Here is a 23,976-nt window from a genome sequence, read left to right on the forward strand (position 1 = left end):
TCATGGAAAACAATCAGCCGATAATCATCAAGCGCGTCAAGCGCATCGCGGCCGGGCATCACGGGGGCGCCTGGAAAATCGCGTTCGCTGACTTCGCGACGGCGATGATGGCGTTTTTCCTGGTGCTGTGGCTGCTGTCCACGGCCACGCCGGAGCAGAAGATCGCCATTGCCGGCTACTTCAAGGATCCGATCGGCTTCACCGAGAGCGGTACGCCCTACGTCATCGACCTCGGCGGTTCGCCGGAGCTGGCGCCGGACAAGACCCTCAACCCTGAGGCCAAATTCCAGCCGCAGCCGGACAAGGTGACGGTCGATACCGAGCAGGCCGAAGGCGTGGCCGAACAGGTCGAGCAGGAACGCCTCGAGTTGCTGCTGCAGGAGTTGCAGAACAAGGTCGAGGAAAACCCGCAACTGCAGAAATTCAAGGACCAGATCCTGTTCGAGATCACCCCGGATGGCTTGCGCATCCAGATCATCGATTCGGAAAACCGGCCGATGTTCGACTCCGGCAGTGCACGCCTCAAGCCGTACTTCGAAGACATCCTGCTGGCCATGGCGGACACCATCAAGGCGGTGCCCAACAAGATCAGCATCAGCGGCCACACCGATGCCAAGCCCTATGCCGGCAGTGGTGATTTCGGCAACTGGGAGCTGTCGTCCAACCGTGCCAACGCCGCGCGACGAGCGCTGGTGGCTGGCAGCTATCCGCAAACGCAGGTGGCGCGGGTGGTGGGCTACGCTTCGTCGGCCATGTTCGACCGCAAGAATCCGTTCAACCCGGTCAACCGCCGGATCGACATTGTGGTCCTGACCAAGAAGGCCCAGCGTGCCATCGAAGGTGAACAAGGTGCCGAGCCGGCGCCGGTGCCGACCCAGGGCCAAGGGGCCCCGGGCGAAGTGCCGGCAGTGCCAGTCGACCCGGATGCCTTGCCTGCAGACCAGCAACCGCTGCCAGCCCATGAGCTGCGCGAGCGCTTGAATCTGTTTGATGATCCGCTGCCCAAGCCATCTGAAGCCACCAAGCAGTGATCAATAAAAAGCCGACAGCGATGTCGGCTTTTTCATGCTCGCCGTTCGCTTCAAAAGCCGCGGCGGACCCTGGCCTTGAGTTCGGTATGGAAGCGATCTGCATTAGTCCGGTTGTTCGAGCGTAGCGACTCGTTGCTGACGATCGAGTCCAGCGTCATTGCGCGTCTGCTTGTCTGCTCGTCGCGGTAGGCGTCGATAAAGAAATCGAGGTCGGCAATCCTCGACAGTTTTGGCCACTTGTCGAGGTACTCGGGCAGTTCTCCGGTGCCGGTCTTGAATGAGCAGATTCGCCGGTCACTGATGGTCGCCTCGCCAATTTCGAAGGGTACCCACCAGGAGTGCGCGGTTTTGTCCGACACCACTGCGAGCAAATGGCTGCACTCGGTAATGTTGCGGGTAATCACCCCGGTGATGTCGTCGGTGGTTTGCGATTCGGGATCCAGTACATCCAGATAGGTTTTTATCCCAGCCTGGCTCAGCCGTTCGTTGATGGTCATGGCGATGGGGCGGTCGGTGTGGCGGTAGCTGATAAACACAGGCATCAGAAGTGTCCCTTGATCGCGAGTTCGCGGTAATAGGCGCCGAGTGCGGTGAGCCGGCAACCGGTGGCGTTGATGGCGGCGTAGTACATGTGCTCGGCGTCAACTGGCTCGACCAGGCTGTGGCGATTGCACTTTTGCAGTTGGGCGAAAATGTCGCCGTTTTCCGGATCGAAGGCGGCGTCGGTGGGTTCGAAGCTGGGGTCCAGAGGGAAGACAAAACTTGGCTCGGTAAACCAGAGGGGCAGTTTTCGCAGTATGTCCTCGGCGATCAGTGGCGCGACTTCGCGCAAGGCAACGAATTGCGACACGTTGGTCTTGAAGACTGGACGCTGCTCCCACGCGCCCAGCGCGTTGTCGACAAACGAGTAGACGCTGCCGGGCGTGACTTTGCCCAGTACGTTGGCCGCGCCGCCATGCAATGCCTGCAGTAGCAGGCCGGTAAAAACGCCGTGGCCGGCCCTCTCCATCGCTGGCTGCTCTTTCTTGCACGCGGTGAGGATGGTCAAGCCCTCACCGATCATGCTGCTGCCGCCCCTTAAACCGCGGACATCGGCGGCTGCGCCGGCTTCACAGCAATCGAGAATGATGATTTTGTTTTTGATCTGGGTGGCATTGCCGGCCCAGCCGAGAATGTCGCTGATGCGGATGCCGTCACCGCCGCCTCCAAAGTCCTGGGGAATCAGCAGCCCTTCATCAATGCTCGTATCAAACTGTCCGTGGCCGGCGAAGTACAACAGGGCGACATCACAATCCCCGGAGAACAACTCTTGAATGCTCTGCTTCAATAGCCGGCCGGTCAGGACTTCTTCGGCCGAGGTCATGATCTTGTTGCTGAAATTGGGTCGGCCGCTGGCATGGCGCTCCAGCAGGGATGCCATGGCCATGGCGTCGTTGTTGCAGCCGCTCAGTTGGGTGACGTGGCTGTAGTGGTTGATCCCGATGAACAATCCCTTGCGCATGGTTACACCGCCGTGTGCTGGCGGATCGCGTTGACAATGCTGTTGGTGTTCCACGCACATTCGGCGTGCGCCGCGTCACGCACCACCGTCGACGTGCGCTCGGCGGCGAAAGGCCTGATCGCGATGATCACCTTGCCAAGGCGTTTGGCAATCTCGATTTCCTTGTTGATCCACTTGCTGTACGTCGAATACACGCCCGCCATGATCAACACCGCAGAGCAGGGGCGGATCTTGTTTTCGATCGCCAGCTCCAGTTGCATGTCGTTCAAGGCGCCGACGATCGGATTCTGCGGCGGCACCGAGAAGTTCTTGAAGGAAAAGCTCGGGTGTGCGCTGAGCAACTCCACCAGCCGGTCGTGTTTGTCGGCGTGGTTCCACGAGTGGCTGATGAACAGATGATAGGTTTGCATGGGTTTCCCTCGGTATCGCCTGAATGCGAGAGAGACTGAATGTATGCACTTGAATGGGCGTCGCAAGACCGGCAGAGAGAAAGAGAATCGCCCTACAAGCAGGCGTGCGCGGGCCTTACAGAAAATTCCGATGTTTAAAAGGTGCAGGGATTTGTCGGGCGACATGAACCACCCGCCGCTCCATCAGTGCTGGAGCGGCGAGCGCGTCTGTTTAGTAGCTGGTTTCAGGCAGGCTGGCGATGATCGAACGGTAGCTGTTCATCCGCTGCTGCTGCACGCGGCCGTCTTCCAGGGCCTTGAGCAGGGCGCAGCCAGGTTCGCGGTCGTGTTTGCAGTCGCGGAAGCGGCAGGTGCCGATCAAGTCGTTGAACTCGATGAAGCCGGCTTCGACGTCGGCGCGGCTGACGTGGCCCAGGCCGAATTCACGAATGCCCGGGGAGTCGATCAGCTCACCGCCACCTGGGAAGTGGAACAACCGCGCGGTGGTGGTGGTGTGGGTGCCTTGGCCAGACAGCTCGGACAGCGGCCCGACGCGGGTTTCGACTTCCGGTAGCAGGCTGTTGACCAGCGACGACTTGCCGACGCCGGACTGGCCGACAAACACACTGATGCGTCCGTCCAGCTGCTGTTGCAGGGTTTCCATGCCATTGCCGTGGTGCGCCGAGACTTCCAGCACCGGGTAGCCGAGGGTGCGGTACACCGCCAGCAGGGCGTTGAGCGCCGGGGCGTTGTGCTCGTCGATCAGGTCGAATTTGTTGAGCAGCAACAGCGGGCGGATGCCGGCGTGTTCGGCAGCTACCAGGTAGCGGTCGATCAGGTTGGCGTGGGGCTCGGGCAGCGGGGCGAAGACGATGACGATCATGTCGACGTTGGCCGCGACCGGCTTCAGTTGGCCGCGACTGTCCGGACGGCACAGCTCGGTGTTGCGCGGCAGTTGCGCGACGATCACGCCGATGCCTTGGTTGCCGGCACGCCAGACGACCTGGTCGCCGGTTACCAGTGCGGGCAGGTTGGCGCGCAAGTGGCAGCGGAACACCTGGCCGGCCAGTTCGCCTTCGCAAGCCTCGACCTCGACCTGGACGCCGAAGTGGGCGATGACCAGGCCGGTTTGCTCGGGACCAAGGTCGCCACCCTCCAGCGCTTGCACGGCGCTGGATTCGCGTTTGGCGGCGCGGGCAGCGCGCTCGCCTTGAATTTTTTCGATGCGCCAGTTTTGACGACGATTGAGTTGGCGTTTGGCCATGGGTGTTCCGTGTTGATAATGCAGCGATTAGGTAAAACGGCCGCGAGTTTAGCACGCCCAGGGGGTTGCCTAGGCTAAACTGCGCAACACTGCTTAGGAGCCGACACATGCAAAACCCACAGAATCTGATCTGGATCGATCTGGAAATGACCGGTCTGAACCCTGACACCGACGTCATCATCGAGATGGCAACGATTGTCACCGACAGCAATCTCAACACCCTGGCTGAAGGCCCGGTGATCGCGATTCACCACAGCGACGAGATCCTGGCTGGCATGGACGAGTGGAACACCCGTCAACACGGCGGTTCCGGGTTGACCCAGCGGGTGCGCGACAGCCGCATCAGCATGGCCGAAGCCGAAGCCCAGACGATCGCGTTTCTGGAACAGTGGGTACCCAAGGGCAAGTCGCCGATCTGCGGCAACAGCATCTGCCAGGACCGACGCTTCCTTTATACCCACATGAAATCCCTGGAAAGCTATTTCCACTACCGCAATCTCGACGTTTCGACTCTCAAAGAGTTGGCTGCCCGCTGGGCACCGGACGTGCGCGACAGCTTCAAGAAGGGCAGCACCCACCTGGCCCTGGACGACATCCGCGAATCCATCGCCGAGTTGCAGCACTACCGCCAGCATTTCATCAAGGCCTGACCCAGCAAAGCAGGCTGATCAGCATATGCCCTCTTCTGGTGCGGATCCGAAATGGCTAGACTGCGCGCCTTCCTGCAAGGACCGCCACCATGTTGCTGATGCTCTACCTGATTGCCATTACCGCTGAAGCCATGACTGGCGCGTTGTCTGCCGGCCGTCGGGGCATGGATTGGTTCGGTGTGGTGCTGATCGCCTGCGTCACCGCCCTGGGCGGCGGTTCGGTGCGTGATGTGCTGCTGGGGCATTACCCGCTGACCTGGGTCAAGCACCCGGAGTACCTGGTGCTGACGTCGGTGGCGGCGATGTTCACGGTGTTCACCGCGCGCTGGATGCGCCACCTGCGCTCGCTGTTCCTGGTGCTAGACGCCGTGGGGCTGGTGGCCTTTACCCTGATCGGCTGCATGACCGCCCTGGAAATGGGCCACGGCATGCTGGTGGCGTCTGTCAGCGGGGTGATCACTGGGGTATTCGGCGGCATCCTGCGCGACATCTTCTGCAACGACATCCCGCTGATCTTCCGTCGCGAGCTTTACGCCAGCGTCTCGTTTGCGGCTGCCTGGTGCTACATGTTCTGCCTGTACCTGGAGCTGCCGGGTGAGCAGGCGATCCTGATCACCTTGTTCGGCGGATTCCTGCTGCGCTTGCTGGCGATCCGTTTTCATTGGGAAATGCCCAAGTTCGTCTATAACGACGAAGCCTGATGTTGCTCAAGGGCCCATTGCACGTGCTCGCGCACCAGTTCTGAAGGGTGCTCGGCCCGGGCCTTCAAGGCTTCCAGCACCGGAATGCTCGACGGCGCGTTACCCAGGCCCACGGCCAGGTTGCGCAGCCAGCGTTCATAACCGGCGCGGCGCAGGGGCGAGCCTTCGGTGCTGCTGAGGAATTTGTCTTCATCCCACAGGAACAGCTCGGCCAGGCCGGCATTGTCCAGGTTGTGGCGGGGCTTGAAGTCACTTTCGCCACTGGGGCGGGCGAAGCGGTTCCAGGGACAGACGATCTGGCAATCGTCGCAGCCGAACACCCGGTTGCCGATCAGCGGACGCAACTCTTCGGGAATCGGGCCTTTCAGTTCGATGGTCAGGTAGGAAATACAGCGTCGCGCATCCAGTACGTAGGGGCCGACAAAGGCGTTGGTCGGGCAGATGTCCAGGCAGGCGGTGCAGCGCCCGCAATGTTCCGTGCTGTGGGGCGGGTCCACGGGCAGCGGCAGGTCGACGAACAGTTCGCTCAAAAAGAAGTAGCTACCGGCCTTGCGGTTCAGCACCAGGGTGTTTTTCCCGATCCAGCCCAGGCCGGCCTGCTCGGCGATGGCTTTTTCCAACACCGGTGCACTGTCGACGAAGGCGCGATAGCCGAACGGGCCGATCAGCGCCTGGATCTTTTCTGCCAGTTGCTGCACGCGCTTGCGGATCAGCTTGTGGTAGTCGCGGCCCAGGGCGTAGCGCGAGACGTAGGCTTTTTCCGGTTGGGCCAGTAGCTGCGCCATGTTGGTATCGCCTGGCAGGTAGTCCATGCGCAGCGAGACCACACGCAAGGTGCCCGGCACCAGCTCCTCGGGATGTGAGCGTTTGCTGCCGTGGGCGCCCATGTATTCCATTTCGCCGTGATAGCCAGCGCCAAGCCAGCGCTCCAGGTGCTGCTCATGCTCAGCCAGGTCCAGACCGCTGATGCCGACTTGTTGAAAGCCCAGTTCGCGGCCCCAGTCCTTGATCGATTGGGCGAGCGCGGGGAGGTCTGTAGTAATTGCAGGCATGAGACAAGAGAAACCGGAGCTGAGGTGCGTATAATTCTGCCAGACATCGGAGCCCGAAGACGCATGCCGCAGACAAATCACCCTTTACCCGACGTTCAGTCATTGGATCCCGGCCATTTGCCGAGACTTGCCGCACGTTCGGCGAGCGCCCATAAAGGCCAGTTTGGCCATGTGTTGTTGATCGGCGGCGACCGCGGTTTTGGCGGCGCCATCCTGCTCAGTGCCCAGAGTGCCTTGCGCAGCGGGGCCGGGCTGGTCTCGCTGGCCACCCGCAGCGAACATGTGCCGGCGGCACTGGCCCGGTTGCCCGAAGCCATGGTGCTTGGCACCTCGTCGGCGAACCAGTTGATGGGGCTGCTGGAGCAGGCATCGGTGCTGGTGGTCGGTCCTGGACTGGGGCAGGGCGCCTGGGGGCGCAGCCTGTTGTCGGCAGCGGCCAACGCAGCGCTGCCCCAGGTCTGGGATGCCGATGCGCTGAATCTGTTGGCCCGTGGTGGGGTCAGTCTGCCCAAGGACTGCGTGATCACCCCGCATCCAGGGGAGGCGGCACGACTGTTGGGGATTTCGACAGCCGAGGTTCAGGCTGACCGCCTTAGCGTAGCGCGCGCGTTGAGCCAACAATTTGATGCAGTCACCGTATTGAAGGGCGCGGGCACTCTGATCGCCAGTCCCGATGGTCGTGTCTATCGTTGCGAGCGTGGTCATCCGGCCATGGCCACCGCAGGCCTGGGCGATGTCCTGGCCGGTTTGCTGGGGGCGTTGCTGGCCCAGGGGATGGCCGCGTTCGAGGCCGCTGCGCTGGCCGTATGGCTGCATGCCACGGCGGGCGAGCGTGAAGGTAAGTTGGGCCGAGGGCTGGCGGCCAGTGATCTGATTCCCGCCATTCGTCAGTTGCTGGAGGAGCAAGCACCGTGTCTGAAGTAACCCTGTATCTGGCCGATGAAGACGCCATGGTGGCGCTGGGTACCCGTATTGCCCAAGTGACCCAGGGGCATGGCATCGTATTTCTGGACGGCGACCTGGGGGCGGGTAAAACCACCCTGTCCCGGGGCATCATTCGCGGCCTGGGCCATGTAGGATCAGTAAAAAGCCCTACGTTCACATTGGTCGAACCCTACGAAATCGGTGAGATTCGTGCCTTCCACTTCGACCTGTACCGGCTGGTCGACCCGGAAGAGCTGGAGTACCTGGGTATTCGTGATTACCTCGAAGACGATGCGTTGTGCCTGATCGAATGGCCCCAGAAAGGTGCAGGCTTTTTGCCAAAGCCCGACCTGACCATTACCATTAGCCCGCATGACAGCGGACGTTCGCTGAGTTTGTTGCCCCAGAGCCCGCGTGGCGAGACCTGGTGTGCCGCTTTGGCATTGGAATTCAAATAAATGATGGGGTTAGGTATGCGCTTTCGCGCGTTGGTTGCTGTCGTAGGAATGCTGCTTACGGCACTGGCCGTTGACGCTGTGGCCGCGACCAAGGTCAACAGTGTTCGCCTGTGGCGGGCACCGGACAACACGCGACTGGTGTTTGACCTGTCTGGTACTGTCCAGCACAGCGTCTTTACCCTGACGGCCCCGGATCGCCTGGTGATCGACATCAACGGTGCCGTGCTCGGCGCGCCGCTGAACGTCGCCACCGCAAATACCCCGATTACCTCCATGCGTTCGGCCCAACGTACGCCGACCGACCTGCGGGTGGTCATCGACCTGAAAAAGGCCGTGACCCCGAAAAGCTTCGTGCTACCGCCCAATGCGCAGTACGGCAACCGCCTGGTGGTCGATCTGTTCGACAACCCGGCCGACGCCGCACCGCCGCCGGCCCCGACGCCTAGCGTTGCGACCATTCCGGCGGTGCCGGTGACCCCGACGGCGCCGGCAATCAAGCTGCCACCCGCACCACCTGCGCCCCCCGGCAAGCGTGACATCATTGTGGTGATCGACGCCGGTCACGGCGGTGAAGACCCAGGCGCCTCGGGTTCGCGCGGCCAGCGTGAGAAAGACGTGGTACTGGCCATCGCCCGTGAACTGCAGCGTCAGGTCAACGGCATCAAGGGCTTTCGCGCTGAACTGACCCGCACCGGCGACTATTTCATTCCGTTGCGTGGGCGTACCGAAATCGCCCGCAAGAAAGGCGCCGACCTGTTTGTCTCGATCCACGCCGACGCTGCGCCGTCGAAAGCTGCCTTCGGCGCTTCGGTATTCGCCTTGTCCGACCGTGGTGCGACTTCCGAGACCGCGCGCTGGTTGGCTGACAGCGAAAACCGTTCCGACCTGATCGGCGGTGCTGGCAACGTCAGCCTCGACGACAAGGACCGGATGCTTGCCGGGGTCCTGCTCGACCTGTCGATGACCGCGTCGCTGACCTCCAGTCTCAACGTTGGCCAGAAGGTCTTGAGCAACATCGGCCGGGTCACGCCGTTGCACAAGCAACGGGTCGAGCAGGCCGGGTTCATGGTGCTGAAATCCCCGGATATTCCGTCGATCCTGGTGGAAACCGGGTTTATCTCCAATGCCAACGAAGCCTCGAAACTGGCCGCCCCGAGCCACCAACAGGCACTTGCCCGCTCCATCAGCAGTGGCGTTCGGCAGTTCTTCCAGCAAAACCCGCCACCGGGCACCTACATTGCCTGGCTGCGCGATTCCGGGAAAATCGCCCAGGGCCCACGGGACCATACCGTGCGCCCCGGCGAGACGTTGGCGATGATCGCCGTGCGCTACCAGGTGTCTGCGGCCAGCTTGCGCAGCACCAACAACCTGCCATCCGATGAGCTGAAGATCGGCCAGCACCTGAACATTCCCGGCACCGAACTGGCGGCCAAGGAATGAACGACTCGGTGAACAGCGGCGCGCGCATCGAACTGCTCAGCCCGCGCCTGGCGAACCAGATCGCCGCTGGTGAAGTAGTCGAGCGCCCCGCCTCGGTAATCAAGGAGTTGCTGGAGAACAGCCTCGACTCCGGCGCCCGGCGCATTGATGTCGATGTCGAACAGGGTGGGGTCAAGCTGCTGCGGGTTCGCGACGATGGCCGGGGGATCCCGGCCGATGACCTGCCCCTGGCCCTGGCCCGTCACGCCACCAGCAAGATCCGCAACCTGGAAGACCTCGAGCAGGTGATGAGCCTGGGGTTTCGCGGTGAGGCCCTGGCCTCCATCAGTTCCGTGGCGCGCCTGACCCTGACGTCACGCACCCGGGATGCCGATCAGGCTTGGCAGGTCGAGACCGAAGGCCGTGACATGGCGCCCCGGGTCCAACCGGCGGCCCACCCGGTGGGCACCTCGGTGGAAGTGCGCGACCTGTTTTTCAACACCCCGGCGCGGCGCAAGTTTCTCAAGACTGAAAAGACCGAATTCGATCACCTGCAAGAAGTGATCAAGCGCCTGGCACTGGCGCGCTTTGATGTGGCCTTCCACCTGCGGCACAACGGCAAGACCATCCTCAGCCTGCACGAGGCCCATGATGATGCGGCCCGTGCGCGGCGGGTGGCAGCCATCTGCGGCTCGGGTTTCCTGGAGCAGGCATTGCCGATCGAAATCGAGCGCAATGGCTTGCATCTGTGGGGCTGGGTCGGGTTGCCGACCTTCAACCGCAGCCAGGCGGACATGCAGTATTTCTTCGTCAACGGCCGTGCGGTGCGCGACAAGCTGGTGGCCCATGCGGTGCGCCAGGCGTATCGCGACGTGCTGTTCAACGGACGCCATCCGACTTTCGCGCTGTTTTTCGAAGTCGACCCGGCGGCGGTCGACGTCAACGTGCACCCGACCAAACACGAAGTGCGCTTTCGCGATGGGCGCATGGTTCACGACTTCCTGTATGGCACTCTGCACCGCGCCCTCGGCGATGTGCGTCCGGAAGACCAGTTGGCCGCGCCAGCGCCGGTTGCCGGCATGGTTCGTCCCACCGGGATCGAGGCCGGGGAGTTCGGTCCGCAAGGGGAAATGCGCCTGGCGGCCAATGCGCTGCTTGAGCAACCCCAGGGCCAGCCGACATTCAATACCGGCGCTGCGCCGGGCTCGGGTGCCGGTGCCGGTTATCAGTACCAATACACGCCACGGCCCCAAGGTGCCGGCGTGCCGGTGGCTGAGGCCCAGGCGGCCTATCGCGAGTTTTTTGCACCCTTGCCCGAGGCGAATGCCGCGGCGTTGCCGGAGGGTCAGGACGACATTCCACCCTTGGGCTACGCCCTGGCGCAGCTCAAGGGTATCTACATTCTTGCGGAAAACGCTCAAGGCCTGGTCCTGGTGGACATGCACGCCGCCCACGAGCGGATCATGTATGAGCGCCTGAAGGTGGCAATGGCCAGCGAAGGCCTGAGCGGCCAGCCGCTGCTGGTGCCCGAATCCCTGGCAGTCAGCCAGCGCGAAGCCGACTGTGCGGAAGAGCACGTCAGCTGGTTCCAGCGCCTGGGCTTCGAGCTGCAGCGCCTGGGCCCGGAAACCCTGGGTATCCGGCAGATCCCGGCGCTGCTCAAGCAGGCCGAGGCCAATCGCCTGGTGCAGGACGTTTTGGCGGACTTGATGGAGTACGGCACCAGCGACCGTATCCAGGCGCACCTCAACGAGTTGCTCGGGACCATGGCCTGCCACGGCGCGATCCGCGCCAACCGGCGCCTGGCCCTGCCGGAAATGAACGGTCTGCTGCGTGACATGGAAAACACCGAGCGCAGCGGTCAATGCAACCATGGCCGACCGACCTGGACCCAATTGGGCCTGGACGATCTGGACAAACTGTTCTTGCGCGGTCGTTGATGAGCCAGCTCCCTCCAGCGATTTTCCTGATGGGCCCGACCGCTGCGGGCAAGACCGATTTGGCCATCGAGCTGACCAAGGTACTGCCCTGTGAGCTGATCAGCGTCGATTCGGCGCTGGTCTACCGGGGCATGGATATCGGCACGGCCAAGCCCTCAAAGGCCTTGCTGGCGGAGTTTCCCCACCGCCTGATCGATATTCTCGACCCGGCCGACGCCTATTCGGCCGCGGATTTCCGTCGCGATGCTATCGAGGCCATGGCCGAGATCACCGCGCGCGGCAAGATCCCGCTGCTGGTGGGCGGCACCATGCTTTATTACAAGGCGTTGATCGACGGCCTGGCCGAGATGCCCGCTGCCGACCCGCAGATTCGTGCCGAGATCGAGGCAGAGGCGGCCCGCCTTGGCTGGCAGGCCCTGCACGATCAATTGGCGGTGATTGACCCCGTTTCCGCGGCCCGCATTCACCCCAACGATCCGCAGCGCCTGAGTCGGGCGCTGGAAGTCTATCGGGCCAGCGGCCAGAGCATGACCGAGCTGCGCGCACGACAATCTGCGCAAAGTACTGAAGCAGGCGCTTCGGGACGCCCACAATTGCCCTATACTGTCGCAAACTTGGCCATTGCCCCGGCAAATCGCCAGGTGCTGCATGAGCGAATTAAACAAAGATTCACACAAATGTTGGAACAGGGGTTCATTGACGAGGTCGTAGCCCTGCGTAAAAGAAGTGACCTGCATTCGGGGTTGCCGTCTATACGCGCTGTAGGCTACCGACAAGTCTGGGATTACCTGGATGGCAAGCTGACGTCAGCCGAGATGCAGGAGCGTGGAATCATTGCCACGCGCCAATTGGCGAAGCGCCAGTTCACCTGGCTGCGCAGTTGGGCTGATTTGCACTGGCTGGACAGCCTCGATTGCGACAATCTGCCACGCGCCTTGAAATACTTGGGATCGGTCTCCATATTGAGCTGAGTCCTTGCAATTGCCGTCTATCCTTGGGGGTGTGACGGCTGAAAGCTTTCTGCTTACCTATTTTTTTATTATTGAATCCTTAAAGGAGTGCGGCACATGTCAAAAGGGCATTCGCTACAAGACCCTTACTTGAATACTTTACGTAAAGAGAAAGTTGGGGTTTCCATCTACCTGGTCAACGGGATCAAACTGCAAGGCACGATCGAGTCGTTCGACCAGTTCGTCATCCTGCTGAAGAACACCGTCAGCCAGATGGTCTACAAGCACGCTATCTCGACAGTGGTACCGGTTCGTCCAATTCGTCTGCCTAGCGCAACCGAATCCGAACAGGGTGACGCTGAGCCAGGTAACGCCTGATAGGAGTCTCCTTTGTTCTTTGAGCGCCACGGTGGTGGTGAACGAGTGATCCTTGTTCACTTGGATGGACAGGACCCTGAGGCGCGCGAAGATCCGCAGGAGTTTCAGGAACTGGCTAATTCGGCGGGCGCCGAGACCGTTGCGTTTTTTAACGTGCCGCGTCATCGGCCAACCGCCAAATTCCTGATTGGCAGCGGCAAGGTCGAGGAGCTACGCGACCTGGTCCATGCCGAAAAGGCCGATCTGGTAATTTTCAATCACATCCTCACGCCCAGTCAGGAACGTAACCTCGAACGTGTTTTCGAGTGTCGCGTGATCGACCGTACCGGTCTGATTCTCGATATTTTCGCCCAGCGCGCCCGTACCCATGAAGGCAAGCTCCAGGTCGAACTGGCCCAGCTTGACCACATGAGCACCCGCCTGGTTCGTGGCTGGACTCACCTTGAGCGTCAGGGTGGCGGTATCGGCATGCGTGGCCCGGGTGAAACCCAGTTGGAAACCGACCGCCGCCTGCTGCGGGTTCGCCTGCGACAGATCAAGGGGCGGCTGGAAAAAGTGCGTAGCCAGCGCGAGCAATCGCGACGGGGTCGATCGCGTGCAGATATTCCTACCGTGTCTCTGGTGGGGTATACCAACGCCGGTAAATCCACGCTCTTCAACAACGTCACTAAATCCGACGTGTACGCGGCTGACCAGTTGTTTGCCACGCTGGACCCGACCTTGCGCCGTCTGGAACTGGACGACCTGGGGCCGATTGTCCTGGCGGACACTGTGGGTTTCATCCGCCACTTGCCGCACAAGCTGGTCGAGGCATTTCGGTCTACGCTCGAAGAGTCGAGCAACTCCGACTTGCTGTTGCACGTGATCGATGCGGCCGAACCGGATCGCATGTTGCAGATCGAGCAGGTGATGGTGGTGCTGGGCGAGATTGGGGCTCAGGACTTGCCGATCCTCGAGGTCTATAACAAACTCGATTTGCTTGAAGGCGTTGAGCCACAAATCCAGCGCGATGCCGATGGCAAGCCGCAACGGGTCTGGCTCTCGGCGCGTGATGGCAGTGGTCTGGAATTACTTGAGCAAGCGATTGCCGAGTTGCTGGGCAGTGAGTTGTTTGTGGGTACATTGCGTTTGCCGCAACGATTCGCTCGACTGCGTGCACAGTTCTTCGAGCTGGGCGCAGTACAGAAAGAAGAATACGACGAAGAAGGCATCAGTTTGCTGGACGTTCGTTTGCCACGGGTCGAACTCAATCGACTGGTGAGCCGCGAGGGAATGCAGCCGCTGGAATTCATCGAGCAACACACTTTGCAATAAAAGCCTGAAAAAGCGGTTGTGCCGCTATGACGGGCATTCTGTAGCATTGGTCGGCGCGCCGTGGGTGCGTCTTTGCTTTATCAGATGGAGAGCGCTATGGCTTGGAATGAGCCGGGTGGCAACTCGAATAATCAGGATCCTTGGGGTGGTAAGCGCCGCAATAATGGCGACCGCAAGGGGCCACCAGATCTCGACGAGGCCTTCCGAAAGCTGCAGGAAAGCCTGAATGGGTTGTTCGGTGGTGGTAAGAAACGTGGTGACGATGGCGGTAGTTCGAGCAAGGGCGGCGGTTATGGCCTGCTCGGCATCGGCCTCGTCGTGCTGGCGGCCGTGTGGCTGTACAGCGCGGTTTATGTGGTCGACGAGCAGGAGCAAGCCGTGGTGCTGCGCTTCGGCAAGTACTACGAGACCGTTGGCCCGGGCCTGAACATCTACCTCCCGCCGATCGACAAGAAGTACATGGAAAACGTCACGCGTGAGCGTGCCTATACCAAGCAGGGTCAAATGCTGACTGAAGACGAGAACATCGTCGAAGTGCCGCTGACCGTGCAGTACAAGATCAGCAACCTGCAGGACTTCGTGCTGAACGTCGATCAGCCGGAAATCAGCCTCCAGCACGCAACCGACAGTGCCCTGCGCCACGTGGTGGGTTCTACCGCCATGGACCAGGTGCTGACTGAAGGTCGTGAATTGATGGCCAGCGAAATCAAGGAGCGTCTGCAACGCTTCCTCGATACCTATCGCACCGGTATCACCGTGACCCAGGTCAACGTACAGAACGCAGCGGCACCGCGTGAAGTGCAAGAAGCCTTCGATGACGTGATCCGTGCCCGTGAAGACGAGCAGCGTTCGCGCAACCAGGCTGAAACCTATGCCAACGGCGTCGTGCCGGAAGCGCGTGGTCAGGCCCAACGCATCATCGAAGACGCCAACGGTTACCGTGACGAAACAGTCTCGCGCGCCAAGGGTGAGGCCGACCGCTTCACCAAGCTGGTGGCCGAGTACCGCAAGGCTCCGGAAGTCACTCGTGAGCGTCTGTACCTGGACACCATGCAGGAAGTCTTCAGCAACACCAGCAAGGTTCTCGTGACCGGCAACAAGAATGGCCAGAGCAATCTGCTGTACTTGCCGCTGGACAAGATGATCGACAGTGGCCGTCCTGCCAGCGCTCCGGCGACCGGTGCCGCGGCCAGCAGCAATGAAGCGAATGCGCGTGCGGCAGCAGATCTGCAGCAACAGGCACGTACCAGGGAGAGTCGCTGATGAGCAATAAATCGCTGATCGCCCTTATTGTCGGCGTTGTCGTGGCTATCGCTGCCTGGAACTGCTTCTACATCGTGGCTCAGACCGAGCGTGCGGTGTTGCTGCAGTTTGGCCGCGTGGTCCAGGCTGATGTCCAGCCAGGCCTGCATGTGAAAGTGCCCTACGTTAACCAGGTGCGTAAATTTGACGCACGCCTGATGACCCTGGATGCACCGACACAGCGTTTCCTGACGCTGGAAAAGAAAGCCGTGATGGTCGATGCGTACGCCAAGTGGCGAGTCAAGGATGCCGAGCGCTTCTACACCGCGACATCCGGCCTCAAGCAGATTGCCGACGAGCGTTTGTCCCGCCGTCTGGAATCGGGCCTGCGTGACCAGTTTGGTAAGCGCACCCTGCACGAGGTGGTGTCTGGTGAGCGTGATGCGCTGATGGCGGATATCACGGCTTCGTTGAACAAGATGGCGGAACAAGAGCTGGGCATCGAAGTTGTCGATGTTCGGGTCAAGACCATCGACCTGCCGAAGGAAGTGAACCGCAGCGTGTTCGAGCGTATGAGCACCGAGCGTGAGCGTGAAGCCCGTGAGCACCGTGCCAAGGGTAACGAGCTGGCAGAAGGCATCCGTGCCGACGCCGATCGTCAGCGCCGCGTACTGTTGGCTGAAGCCTATCGTGAATCCGAAGAGGTTCGCGGTGACGGTGATGCCCAGGCCGCTTCGATCTACTCCAAGGCCTACGGCCAGGACCAGGAGTTCTACGCGTTCTACCGTAGCCTGCGCGCCTACCGTGAAAGCTTCGCGAACAAATCCGACGTCATGGTCCTGGATCCAAGCAGCGACTTCTTCCGTTACCTGGAAAAAGCCAAGCCTTGATCCGACACTGATCCAAAAGGAACCCCGCCGGGCGGCTAAAGCCTCTCGCGGGGTGATCCTTTGGGAAAACGTGTGTATGATGCGGCAGCCGGGAAATTCCCGGCTTTTTTGCGTCTGCACGTTTGATTGCGTGCAGTCGGGTTGAACAACTCGACAGGTTTTTCGAGGAAAGTGTTTGGCGAGGCCGGATTCAGGCCGATCGCCACGTCGTCCATGCGCGTGAAATTCTGTGCATGGGCCAGACATTTTCTGCTTCACTCAAGGCCGGCCGAGGGTTGGCCGCCCGGATCAAAGGGGAATGGCGTAATGGCAACGGTAGACCGCTGGCTGCTGCCAGATGGCATCGAAGAAGTACTGCCACCAGAGGCGGCGCGCATTGAAGTGGCGCGCCGTCAGGTGTTGGATCTGTTCCAGAGCTGGGGTTACGAGTTTGTCGTGACTCCCCATATCGAGTACCTGGAATCCCTGCTGACCGGTGCGGGCCAGGACCTGGATCTGCGCACCTTCAAGGTCATCGACCCGCAGTCTGGCCGGCAGATGGGTTTTCGTGCCGACATCACGCCGCAAGTGGCGCGCATCGATGCGCACACCCTGCGCCGCGAAGGCCCGAGCCGCCTGTGCTACGCCGGCAGTGTGCTGCATGCGCAGCCCCGTGCCTTGTCGACTTCGCGCAGCCCGATCCAGCTGGGCGCCGAGTTGTACGGCGACGCCAGCCCGAGTAGCGACGTCGAAGTCATCAGCCTGATGCTGGCCATGCTGCAACTGGCCGATGTGCCGGATGTGCACATGGACCTGGGCCACGTCGGTATCTACCGCGGCCTGGCCCGTGCGGCCGGTTTGTCCGGTGAGGTCGAGCAACAGCTGTTCGACGCCTTGCAACGCAAGGCTATCGACGAGGTCATTACCTTGACCGAAGGCCTGCCTGCCGACCTGGCGGGCATGCTGCGGGCGCTGGTCGACCTGTGTGGCGGCCGTGAAGTGCTGGCTGCTGCCCGTGAGCGCCTGGCCCAGGCGCCGGCGCCGGTGCTGGCAGCGCTGGACGACTTGCTGGCGATTGCCGAGCGGCTGTCCGTGCGTTTCCCGCAGTTGCCGCTGTACTTCGACCTGGGTGAGCTGCGTGGCTACCACTACCACACCGGTGTGGTGTTCGCGGTATTCGTGCCGGGTGTTGGCCAGTCCATTGCCCAGGGCGGTCGTTACGACGACATCGGCGCCGACTTCGGTCGCGCTCGTCCGGCCACCGGCTTCTCCACCGATTTGAAAACCCTGGTGACCCTGGGGCGTGCTGAGATCGAGCTACCGTCTGGCGGTATCTGGATGCCTGACAGTACGGATGCGGCACTCTGGCAGCAGGTTTGCCAGTTGCGCAGTGAGGGTCAGCGTGTCGTCCAGGCATTGCCTGGGCAACCATTGGCCGCCGCCCGTGACGCGGACTGCGACCGGCAATTGATTCAGCAGAACGGGCTTTGGCAAGTATTGCCGCTGGCTTCTTGAGTTTTCCTGCCGGCCGCTGCCGGCACCAAGTTTGCGCGAATGAGGACAAGTGTTATGGGTAAGAATGTCGTAGTCCTGGGCACCCAATGGGGTGATGAGGGCAAAGGCAAGATCGTTGATCTGCTGACCGAACATGCTGCCGCCGTAGTGCGCTACCAAGGTGGCCACAACGCTGGCCACACGCTGGTGATCGATGGCGAAAAAACTGTCTTGCACCTGATCCCTTCGGGCGTACTGCGCGAAGGCGTGCAGTGCCTGATCGGCAACGGCGTGGTGGTTGCACCAGACGCCCTGCTGCGCGAGATCACCAAGCTGGAAGAGAAAGGCGTACCGGTGCGCGAGCGCCTGCGTGTCAGCCCTTCCTGCCCGCTGATCCTGTCGTATCACGTAGCGCTGGACCAGGCTCGTGAAAAGGCCCGTGGCGAGCTGAAGATCGGTACTACCGGTCGCGGTATCGGCCCGGCCTACGAAGACAAGGTTGCGCGTCGTGGCCTGCGTGTGGGCGACCTGCTCAACATGCCGCGCTTTGCCGACAAACTGCGTGAACTGGTGGATTACCACAACTTCATGCTGGTGGGTTACTACAAAGAGCCAGCCATCGACTTCGAAAAGACCCTGGCCGAGTGCAAGGAATACGCCGAGCTGCTCACCCCGCTGATGCTGGATGTGACTGCCGAGCTGCACGACCTGCGTCGCGCTGGCAAAGACATCATGTTCGAAGGCGCCCAGGGTTCGTTGCTGGACATCGACCACGGCACCTACCCGTACGTGACCAGCTCCAACACCACCGCTGGCGGCGTTGCTACCGGTTCGGGTGTTGGCCCGATGTTCCTGGACTACATCCTGGGCATCACCAAGGCCTACACCACGCGCGTGGGTTCGGGTCCATTCCCGACTGAGCTGTTCGACGAAGTCGGTGCGCACCTGGCCAAGCAAGGTCACGAGTTCGGCGCGACTACCGGTCGTGCTCGTCGTTGTGGCTGGTTCGACGCCGTTATCCTGCGTCGCGCTATCGATGTGAACAGCATCTCGGGTATCTGCCTGACCAAGCTGGACGTACTCGACGGTCTGGAGACCATCAATATCTGCGTCGGCTACAAAGATGCAGAAGGCAACGACATTGCTCCGACCGACGCCGACAGCTACCTGGGCCTGCAGCCTGTGTACGAAGAAGTGCCAGGTTGGACCGAATCGACCGTGGGTGCCAAAACCCTGGAAGAGCTGCCAGCCAATGCCCGTGCTTACATCAAGCGCGTTGAACAGCTGATCGGCGCGCCGATCGACATTATTTCGACCGGTCCGGACCGCAACGAAACTATCGTTCTGCGTCACCCGTTCGCTTAATAAGCTGTTGATGTAAAAAACAAAGGGCCCCTGATGGGGCCCTTTGTCGTTTGTGCCTGCCGGGCGGCATGACCTTTGCTGTGAATATCCCTTCGAGCGTGCTATCAGTTTAATAGCATCCAAGTAGAGGGATTTTCTGTGTCGGCCGTTCTCTCACTGTTACAAAGCCGTTTGTTGCGGCCCGTATTCGTTACCCTTGGTATCGCCCTTTTGGTGCAGGTTCTGGTGGCGGTTGCCCTGACGCGGAGCACCGTGACCGCCCTGGAGGCGGATCTGGGCGCGCGACTGGGCGCCGATAGCCAGAAGCTTTCGGGTGAGCTGGAACAAGCCGGACGCGAGGTCACTTCCAGTCTGGATAACCTCTCCACCAGTACCCGTCAGCGCCTGACGGCCGGTTTGTCTTCGCGACTCGAGGATGAGCAGGCACAACTGCGCGCTACCCTGGAAAAGGACCTCAAGGACTCGGCCAATGACATGGCCCAGCTCCTGGCATCGGTCGCACCGCGCGCCATGTGGGATAGCGATGTTCCGACCCTGTCCGAGTTCGCCCGGCGCGCCCAGCGCAATCCCAATGTGCTGTTTGTGGTGTACGACGATGCCACCGGCCAGCACCTGACCCGCTACCTGAACCGGGAAAACCCGATCAACAAGGCCCTTTTGGAAAAAGGCCAGGGCGAGCGTGCCCTGGATAAAGTGCTGGATGCGGCGAAAAACGATCCGTCGGTGTTCTATGTCGAGGCTTCGATCAACCCTAATGGCGTGGAAATCGGCAAGGTCTTGATGGGCGTTTCCACGGCCTCGGTCGAGGCGGACCTGGCGGCGCTCGACAAGCGCTTCTCGGCGCTGATCGCCAGCAGCGATCAACTGGTCGGTGACAGCCTCAAGGGCGCCGCGGCCGACAGCGCTACAGCCATGCGCGCGCGCCTGCAGTCGGCGCAGGCCACTGCCAGCGAGATGCAGGCCAATACCACCGCTACCGTACAGGAAGCCGCGGCGACTCTGCGCTGGCGGATCGGCATGGCGTTGGCCCTGGTCGGCTGCGGTGTGTTGCTGCTGCTCGCGGTGGTGCTCGGGCGGCGAGTGGTCAATCGCCTGAAGTTACTGATTGCCGCGATGGATGACCTGGCGGCGGGCGAGGGCGACCTGACCAAGCGCGTGCAGATCAACAGCCAGGACGAAATCGGCGACATGGCGTCGGCGGTCAATCGGTTTGTCGATAAGTTGCAGCCGATCGTTCGCGAGGCGGGTGATGTGGCCCAGCGCACAGGTGTGGAAATCGGCGCCATGAGCCAGCGTAACGCCGGGGCCGATGCCGCGGCGAAATCCCAGCGTGACGAAGTGGCAGAGAGCCTGCGGGCGCTGTCACAGATGGCGGACGAGGCGCAGGCTGAAAGTCATGCCATGCAGGCGGCCTTGCAGCAGGTGGTGGACATTCGCCAGGCGACCGATGAAAACACCCGTACCTCGGCTCAGGTCGGCAGCTTGATCGAAGCGCTGGCCGGGCAGGTGGATACGGGCGCCAAGGTGATCGAACGGCTGGCCCAGCAAAGCGAGCAGATCGAGGTGGTCCTGGAGGTGATCCACGGCATTGCCGAGCAGACCAATCTGCTGGCCCTTAATGCCGCCATCGAAGCGGCGCGGGCCGGTGAGACCGGGCGCGGTTTCGCGGTTGTGGCGGACGAAGTGCGGGCGCTGGCGAGCAAGACACAAAGCTCCACCGGCGACATCCAGGCGCACATCGGTGCCCTGCAGCAGGGCGCGCGTGAAGCGGTAGCGGCGATCGGCCAGGCAGGGCGCCAGGCCAACGAAGGGTTGTTGGTATTGCGCGACAATGCACGGCTGCAGCAGTCGGTGCAGGCCTCTGTCGAACAAGTGCATGCGGCCATCGGCCTGGCGACCCAGGCGGCGGCGCATCAGGCCAAGGGCGCGCAAGCGGTGCGCGGACGGGTCCAGACCATCCATGCCCAGGCCGAGAAGGCGGCCCAGGCGGTGGTTGAAACCACGGCCAGCGGCAAAGTGCTGGATGGCTTGGCGGCGCAGTTGAAGGCCAGCCTGGGGCAGTTCCGGGCGTAGGGCTTGCCCGCAATAGCCATCTCAGCGACTCAAATACATCCGGGTAGTCAACAGATACACCGGCAGCCCCGACACCAGAATCAGCAGCGCCGCATAGGGTGCTGCTGCCGCAAACTCGACATTCGCAGTGTGAGCCCAGACCTCGGTGGCCAGGGTGTTGAGCCCGGTCGGGCTGAGCAGCAGGGTCGCCGTCAGCTCTTTCATCGCATCGAGGAACACCAGGGCAAAGGCTGCGCCCAGCGCCGGAAAGATGATCGGCAGCGTCACTCGCACAAAGGCGCTGAACGAGGACGCGCCGAGGGTGCGGGCGGCCTCTTCGAGTTGCGGAGCAGCCTTGTTCAGGGCCGTGCGAATCGGCGCCTGGGCCAGCGGCAGGAATAGCAAGGCGTAGGCGATCAGCAGCAACCCCGAGGTCTGGTACAGCGCTGGCACATAGTGCAAGGCGAAGTAGACCAGCGTCAGGGCGATCACCAGGCCAGGCAGCGCGTGCAGTAAATACGGCAGGCGTTCAGCCCAGAGCGCCAGGCGGCCCTTGTAGCGCACCACCAGCAAGCCCACGGGCACCGCCAGCACCAGGCACAGCGCTGCGCCGCCCAGGGACAAGACCAGCGATGACAGCAGCGCTTCGCCGATTGCCGCCATCGGGAAGGCTGCCGAAGAGCCTACCGCCAGCCAGTACCCGAGCATGCCCAGGGGAATCCCGCTGCCGACAATCGCCAGCAACAGGCAGTAAAGCTGGCCTAGCGGTGCCAGGGCGCCCAGGCGAACCTGCTCGGCATGCCGCGCGGCACCCTGGCCAATCCGCACATGGCGGCCCTTGCCGCGCACCCGCAGCTCCAGCCACAACAGCACCAGGCACAGCGCCAGCAGGACGGCGGAGAGCATTGCCGCATTGGCGTTGCTGAACTCCAGCTCAAACTGTTGATAGATCGCCGTGGTGAAAGTTTGCAGGCCAATGATCGACAGGGCGCCGAATTCCACCAGCATGTGCAGGGCAATCAGCAGCGAGCCAGCCAGCAGCGAGGGCCAGAGCAGAGGCAGGGTGATTTTGAAGAACACGCCCCAGCGGTTCAGGCCCAGGGTGCGGGCCGACTCCTCCAGGGCGGGGTCGAGATTGCGCAGGGTCGCCGCCACCGGGAGGAAAATCAGCGGGTACTTGGACAGGCTCATCACCAGGATCGCCCCGCCCAGGCCTTCGAAGCTGGCACTCAGGGAGACCCAGGTGAAGCTGCTGACGAAAGCCGGGACGGCAAACGGCAAGCACAGAATCACTCCCCATACGCGCCGCCCCCGCAGGTTGCTGCGCTCCAGCAGCCAGGCCAGCGACAGGCCGACCAAGGCGCAGGCCAGCGTGACGCCGATCATCAGCAGCAGGGTGTTGCGCAGCAGGCCGAACACATAGGGTCGCCATAGCAGATGCACCGCCTGCGCCCAGCCGGCCTGCCAGGCTTTGAGGCCGACATACAGCAGTGGCAGCAGGCTCAGGCAGACCAGTAGCAGCACCGGTAGCAGCAACCAGATCGAAGGCCGCTTGCGCCGGGGTACATAGGCTGCGCGCGAGGCGGAGGCGGGCAGGGAGGCGCTCATCAGTTCAAGCCAACTTCACGTTCCAGTTCCAGGGCTTCCTCGGCATTGCCCAGGTCGGCCGGGGTGACTTTCGGCGCTTGCAGTTCGTTGAACGGCTTGAGTCCGCGGTCCGACTCCATGCCTTTATGCAGCGGATACTCGGCGGTGGTCTGGGTAATCACACGCTGGCCCTCTTCGCTGGCCATATAGGCGAGTAGTTGCTGGGCTTCTTGCGGGTGCTTGCTGGACTTGAGCACAGCGGCGCTGGAAACGGTGATCAGGCCGCCGACGTCGCCGTCGCTGAAGTAATACAGCTTCGAGTCGAGCTGGCCTTTTTCCCGTTGCAGGGCGAACCAGTAGTAGTTGTTCACCAGCACCGTGGCTACTTCACCGTTTTCCACGGCCTTGAGGGCGACCATGTTGTTGCTGTAGGTCTTGCCGAACGCCCGCAGGCCGGTCAGCCATTCTTCGGCCGCATCCATGCCGTGCACTTTGATGATCGCCACGGCCTGTTCCTGGAACGCGCCACTGGTGGGTACGAACCCGACCTTGCCTTGCCATTTCGGATCGGAGAACTCCATCACCGATTTTGGCAGGTCTTTTTCGTCGATCAGTTTCGGGTTGTAGGCCACCACGCGGACCCGGGCGGTGACGCCGATCCAGGTGCCATTGCTGGCCACGTAATCCTTGGGCAGCACTGCCAGAGTGGCATCGTCGGTCTTGGCCAGCAGGCCTTGTTCGCCCAGCTTGTTCAGTGGCGGCGACTCTTCGGTGTAGATCACGTCGGCGGGTGAGCGCTCGCCTTCCTCCACGACCTGGCTGGCAAGCTGGTTGCTGCTGCCTTTGCGTACGTTGACGTGAATCCCGGTCTTGGCTTCGAAGGCTTTGGCGACGGCATCGCCGACTTCCTTGTGCTGGCCGTTATAAAGCGTCAGGGAAACCGGATCGGCCGCCTGGGTGAGTGGGCAGGCCAGGACCAGCCCTAGCAGCGTGAAGGTCAGGCCGCGGCGCAGGGTATTTCGAAACATCATTCGCAGGGTTCCTCACTGTCGCATTGCAAAAACTTGAAACAATGATAAACGATATTGTTTCTCAAGTGCGGACGCTGATTCCTGGAGCGAGCTTGCTCGCGATGGGCGTGAACGATGGCGCGTTCTGTCTGAGAACAAGTGCTGTTCTCGAGTGCATCGCGAGCAAGCTCGCTCCTACAGAAGAGGGTGGGGTGTTTTTCGGAGGCCGGAAACGCAAAAACCCGCTTTCGCGGGTTTTTGTGAGATTCAAGATCATCGACCTTGAATTTGAATTGGTGCCCAGAAGAAGACTCGAACTTCCACGACCTTGCGGTCACCAGCACCTGAAGCTGGCGTGTCTACCAATTTCACCATCTGGGCAGTAT

Annotated in this window: 22 protein-coding genes and 1 tRNA gene; 15 read left to right on the forward strand and 8 right to left on the reverse strand. The window is 61.7% G+C overall.

The window, feature by feature from the left end; genetic code table 11:
• Positions 1–2 precede the first annotated feature (2 nt).
• Positions 3–1,031: a flagellar motor protein MotB gene (gene motB, locus QMK50_RS16415; RefSeq protein ID WP_320333509.1), complete on the forward strand. Its 1,029-nt coding sequence runs from the start codon at positions 3–5 to the stop codon at positions 1,029–1,031.
• Positions 1,032–1,081: 50 nt separating this feature from the next.
• On the opposite strand, the gene QMK50_RS16420 is transcribed toward motB, so the two are convergent.
• The 4 genes from QMK50_RS16420 to rsgA all read right to left on the reverse strand — a co-directional run bounded on the left by QMK50_RS16420 (position 1,082) and on the right by rsgA (position 4,185).
• Entirely contained in the window at positions 1,082–1,573 is a 492-nt protein-coding gene (locus QMK50_RS16420) for a toll/interleukin-1 receptor domain-containing protein (RefSeq protein ID WP_320333510.1), read from the reverse strand.
• Positions 1,573–2,532 carry a caspase family protein gene (locus tag QMK50_RS16425; RefSeq protein ID WP_320333511.1) on the reverse strand — a complete coding sequence of 320 codons (960 nt, stop codon included), beginning with the start codon at positions 2,530–2,532 and terminating at the stop codon, positions 1,573–1,575. The genes QMK50_RS16420 and QMK50_RS16425 overlap by 1 nt, the downstream gene beginning before the upstream one ends.
• Positions 2,533–2,534: 2 nt before the next feature.
• Positions 2,535–2,942: a TIR domain-containing protein gene (locus tag QMK50_RS16430; protein ID WP_095169583.1), complete on the reverse strand. Its 408-nt coding sequence runs from the start codon at positions 2,940–2,942 to the stop codon at positions 2,535–2,537.
• A 211-nt stretch (positions 2,943–3,153) separates the two neighbouring features.
• Positions 3,154–4,185, reverse strand: a complete 1,032-nt coding sequence (gene rsgA / locus QMK50_RS16435; RefSeq protein WP_095169582.1) for a small ribosomal subunit biogenesis GTPase RsgA — start codon at positions 4,183–4,185, stop codon at positions 3,154–3,156.
• A gap of 107 nt (positions 4,186–4,292) precedes the next feature.
• On the opposite strand from rsgA, the gene orn reads away from it, so the two are divergent.
• Together orn and QMK50_RS16445 are read left to right on the forward strand one after the other, a co-directional pair.
• On the forward strand, positions 4,293–4,835 hold the full coding sequence (gene orn, locus QMK50_RS16440) for an oligoribonuclease (protein WP_095169581.1): 543 nt from the start codon (positions 4,293–4,295) through the stop codon (positions 4,833–4,835).
• A gap of 89 nt (positions 4,836–4,924) precedes the next feature.
• Entirely contained in the window at positions 4,925–5,536 is a 612-nt protein-coding gene (locus QMK50_RS16445) for a trimeric intracellular cation channel family protein (protein ID WP_095169580.1), read from the forward strand.
• Here QMK50_RS16445 and queG read toward each other — a convergent pair.
• Positions 5,518–6,588: a tRNA epoxyqueuosine(34) reductase QueG gene (gene queG, locus QMK50_RS16450; RefSeq protein WP_320333512.1), complete on the reverse strand. Its 1,071-nt coding sequence runs from the start codon at positions 6,586–6,588 to the stop codon at positions 5,518–5,520. The two genes, QMK50_RS16445 and queG, sit on opposite strands and share 19 nt — an antisense overlap.
• 63 nt (positions 6,589–6,651) lie before the next feature.
• Between queG and QMK50_RS16455 the strand changes: the two genes are divergently transcribed.
• The 12 genes from QMK50_RS16455 (at position 6,652) to QMK50_RS16510 (ending at position 21,014) form a co-directional block, all read left to right on the forward strand.
• On the forward strand, positions 6,652–7,512 hold the full coding sequence (locus QMK50_RS16455; RefSeq protein ID WP_320333513.1) for an NAD(P)H-hydrate dehydratase: 861 nt from the start codon (positions 6,652–6,654) through the stop codon (positions 7,510–7,512).
• Positions 7,500–7,970, forward strand: coding sequence for a tRNA (adenosine(37)-N6)-threonylcarbamoyltransferase complex ATPase subunit type 1 TsaE (gene tsaE, locus QMK50_RS16460; RefSeq protein WP_095169577.1), 471 nt, complete (start codon positions 7,500–7,502; stop codon positions 7,968–7,970). Before QMK50_RS16455 ends, tsaE begins: the two co-directional genes overlap by 13 nt.
• A 3-nt stretch (positions 7,971–7,973) precedes the next feature.
• Positions 7,974–9,410, forward strand: a complete 1,437-nt coding sequence (locus QMK50_RS16465; protein WP_202982087.1) for an N-acetylmuramoyl-L-alanine amidase — start codon at positions 7,974–7,976, stop codon at positions 9,408–9,410.
• Positions 9,407–11,329, forward strand: a complete 1,923-nt coding sequence (mutL, locus tag QMK50_RS16470) for a DNA mismatch repair endonuclease MutL (protein ID WP_159993449.1) — start codon at positions 9,407–9,409, stop codon at positions 11,327–11,329. The genes QMK50_RS16465 and mutL overlap by 4 nt, the downstream gene beginning before the upstream one ends.
• Positions 11,329–12,300, forward strand: a complete 972-nt coding sequence (gene miaA, locus QMK50_RS16475; protein ID WP_320333514.1) for a tRNA (adenosine(37)-N6)-dimethylallyltransferase MiaA — start codon at positions 11,329–11,331, stop codon at positions 12,298–12,300. The genes mutL and miaA overlap by 1 nt, the downstream gene beginning before the upstream one ends.
• A 96-nt stretch (positions 12,301–12,396) precedes the next feature.
• On the forward strand, positions 12,397–12,657 hold the full coding sequence (gene hfq, locus QMK50_RS16480) for an RNA chaperone Hfq (protein ID WP_010221594.1): 261 nt from the start codon (positions 12,397–12,399) through the stop codon (positions 12,655–12,657).
• A 12-nt stretch (positions 12,658–12,669) separates the two neighbouring features.
• Positions 12,670–13,971, forward strand: coding sequence for a ribosome rescue GTPase HflX (hflX, locus tag QMK50_RS16485; RefSeq protein ID WP_095169573.1), 1,302 nt, complete (start codon positions 12,670–12,672; stop codon positions 13,969–13,971).
• A gap of 96 nt (positions 13,972–14,067) precedes the next feature.
• The gene (hflK, locus tag QMK50_RS16490; protein WP_095169572.1) at positions 14,068–15,234 is read left to right on the forward strand and encodes an FtsH protease activity modulator HflK; all 1,167 of its coding nucleotides are present in this window, start codon (positions 14,068–14,070) and stop codon (positions 15,232–15,234) included.
• Entirely contained in the window at positions 15,234–16,103 is an 870-nt protein-coding gene (hflC, locus tag QMK50_RS16495; protein ID WP_095169571.1) for a protease modulator HflC, read from the forward strand. The genes hflK and hflC overlap by 1 nt, the downstream gene beginning before the upstream one ends.
• A 306-nt stretch (positions 16,104–16,409) precedes the next feature.
• A complete protein-coding gene (locus tag QMK50_RS16500; protein WP_095169570.1) occupies positions 16,410–17,597 on the forward strand; it encodes an ATP phosphoribosyltransferase regulatory subunit in 1,188 nt (395 codons plus the stop codon).
• A gap of 54 nt (positions 17,598–17,651) precedes the next feature.
• Positions 17,652–18,941, forward strand: coding sequence for an adenylosuccinate synthase (locus QMK50_RS16505; RefSeq protein WP_095169569.1), 1,290 nt, complete (start codon positions 17,652–17,654; stop codon positions 18,939–18,941).
• 138 nt (positions 18,942–19,079) lie between these two features.
• Positions 19,080–21,014: a methyl-accepting chemotaxis protein gene (locus QMK50_RS16510; protein ID WP_095169568.1), complete on the forward strand. Its 1,935-nt coding sequence runs from the start codon at positions 19,080–19,082 to the stop codon at positions 21,012–21,014.
• A gap of 21 nt (positions 21,015–21,035) precedes the next feature.
• Here QMK50_RS16510 and QMK50_RS16515 read toward each other — a convergent pair whose 3' ends face one another.
• From QMK50_RS16515 to QMK50_RS16525, 3 genes are all read right to left on the reverse strand, one after another.
• The gene (locus tag QMK50_RS16515; protein WP_320333515.1) at positions 21,036–22,601 is read right to left on the reverse strand and encodes an iron ABC transporter permease; all 1,566 of its coding nucleotides are present in this window, start codon (positions 22,599–22,601) and stop codon (positions 21,036–21,038) included.
• Positions 22,601–23,611, reverse strand: a complete 1,011-nt coding sequence (locus QMK50_RS16520) for an extracellular solute-binding protein (protein WP_320333516.1) — start codon at positions 23,609–23,611, stop codon at positions 22,601–22,603. The genes QMK50_RS16515 and QMK50_RS16520 overlap by 1 nt, the downstream gene beginning before the upstream one ends.
• A gap of 273 nt (positions 23,612–23,884) precedes the next feature.
• A tRNA-Leu gene (locus QMK50_RS16525) sits at positions 23,885–23,971 on the reverse strand.
• Positions 23,972–23,976: the final 5 nt, after the last annotated feature.

This window comes from Pseudomonas sp. P5_152 (assembly GCF_033989915.1).
Classification (GTDB): Bacteria; Pseudomonadota; Gammaproteobacteria; order Pseudomonadales; family Pseudomonadaceae; genus Aquipseudomonas.

What these genes read in the sequence shown, in the direction of transcription:
- QMK50_RS16455 (WP_320333513.1), top strand. Translation starts at nt 6,652, where the DNA reads ATGCCGCAGACAAATCACCCTTTACCCGACGTTCAGTCATTGGATCCC.
- hflK (WP_095169572.1), top strand. Translation starts at nt 14,068, where the DNA reads ATGGCTTGGAATGAGCCGGGTGGCAACTCGAATAATCAGGATCCTTGG.
- queG (WP_320333512.1), bottom strand. Translation starts at nt 6,588, where the DNA reads ATGCCTGCAATTACTACAGACCTCCCCGCGCTCGCCCAATCGATCAAG.
- hfq (WP_010221594.1), top strand. Translation starts at nt 12,397, where the DNA reads ATGTCAAAAGGGCATTCGCTACAAGACCCTTACTTGAATACTTTACGT.
- QMK50_RS16465 (WP_202982087.1), top strand. Translation starts at nt 7,974, where the DNA reads ATGGGGTTAGGTATGCGCTTTCGCGCGTTGGTTGCTGTCGTAGGAATG.
- mutL (WP_159993449.1), top strand. Translation starts at nt 9,407, where the DNA reads ATGAACGACTCGGTGAACAGCGGCGCGCGCATCGAACTGCTCAGCCCG.
- QMK50_RS16430 (WP_095169583.1), bottom strand. Translation starts at nt 2,942, where the DNA reads ATGCAAACCTATCATCTGTTCATCAGCCACTCGTGGAACCACGCCGAC.
- orn (WP_095169581.1), top strand. Translation starts at nt 4,293, where the DNA reads ATGCAAAACCCACAGAATCTGATCTGGATCGATCTGGAAATGACCGGT.
- QMK50_RS16445 (WP_095169580.1), top strand. Translation starts at nt 4,925, where the DNA reads ATGTTGCTGATGCTCTACCTGATTGCCATTACCGCTGAAGCCATGACT.
- miaA (WP_320333514.1), top strand. Translation starts at nt 11,329, where the DNA reads ATGAGCCAGCTCCCTCCAGCGATTTTCCTGATGGGCCCGACCGCTGCG.
- rsgA (WP_095169582.1), bottom strand. Translation starts at nt 4,185, where the DNA reads ATGGCCAAACGCCAACTCAATCGTCGTCAAAACTGGCGCATCGAAAAA.
- QMK50_RS16505 (WP_095169569.1), top strand. Translation starts at nt 17,652, where the DNA reads ATGGGTAAGAATGTCGTAGTCCTGGGCACCCAATGGGGTGATGAGGGC.
- QMK50_RS16500 (WP_095169570.1), top strand. Translation starts at nt 16,410, where the DNA reads ATGGCAACGGTAGACCGCTGGCTGCTGCCAGATGGCATCGAAGAAGTA.
- motB (WP_320333509.1), top strand. Translation starts at nt 3, where the DNA reads ATGGAAAACAATCAGCCGATAATCATCAAGCGCGTCAAGCGCATCGCG.
- QMK50_RS16420 (WP_320333510.1), bottom strand. Translation starts at nt 1,573, where the DNA reads ATGCCTGTGTTTATCAGCTACCGCCACACCGACCGCCCCATCGCCATG.
- QMK50_RS16425 (WP_320333511.1), bottom strand. Translation starts at nt 2,532, where the DNA reads ATGCGCAAGGGATTGTTCATCGGGATCAACCACTACAGCCACGTCACC.
- QMK50_RS16515 (WP_320333515.1), bottom strand. Translation starts at nt 22,601, where the DNA reads ATGAGCGCCTCCCTGCCCGCCTCCGCCTCGCGCGCAGCCTATGTACCC.
- hflC (WP_095169571.1), top strand. Translation starts at nt 15,234, where the DNA reads ATGAGCAATAAATCGCTGATCGCCCTTATTGTCGGCGTTGTCGTGGCT.
- QMK50_RS16520 (WP_320333516.1), bottom strand. Translation starts at nt 23,611, where the DNA reads ATGATGTTTCGAAATACCCTGCGCCGCGGCCTGACCTTCACGCTGCTA.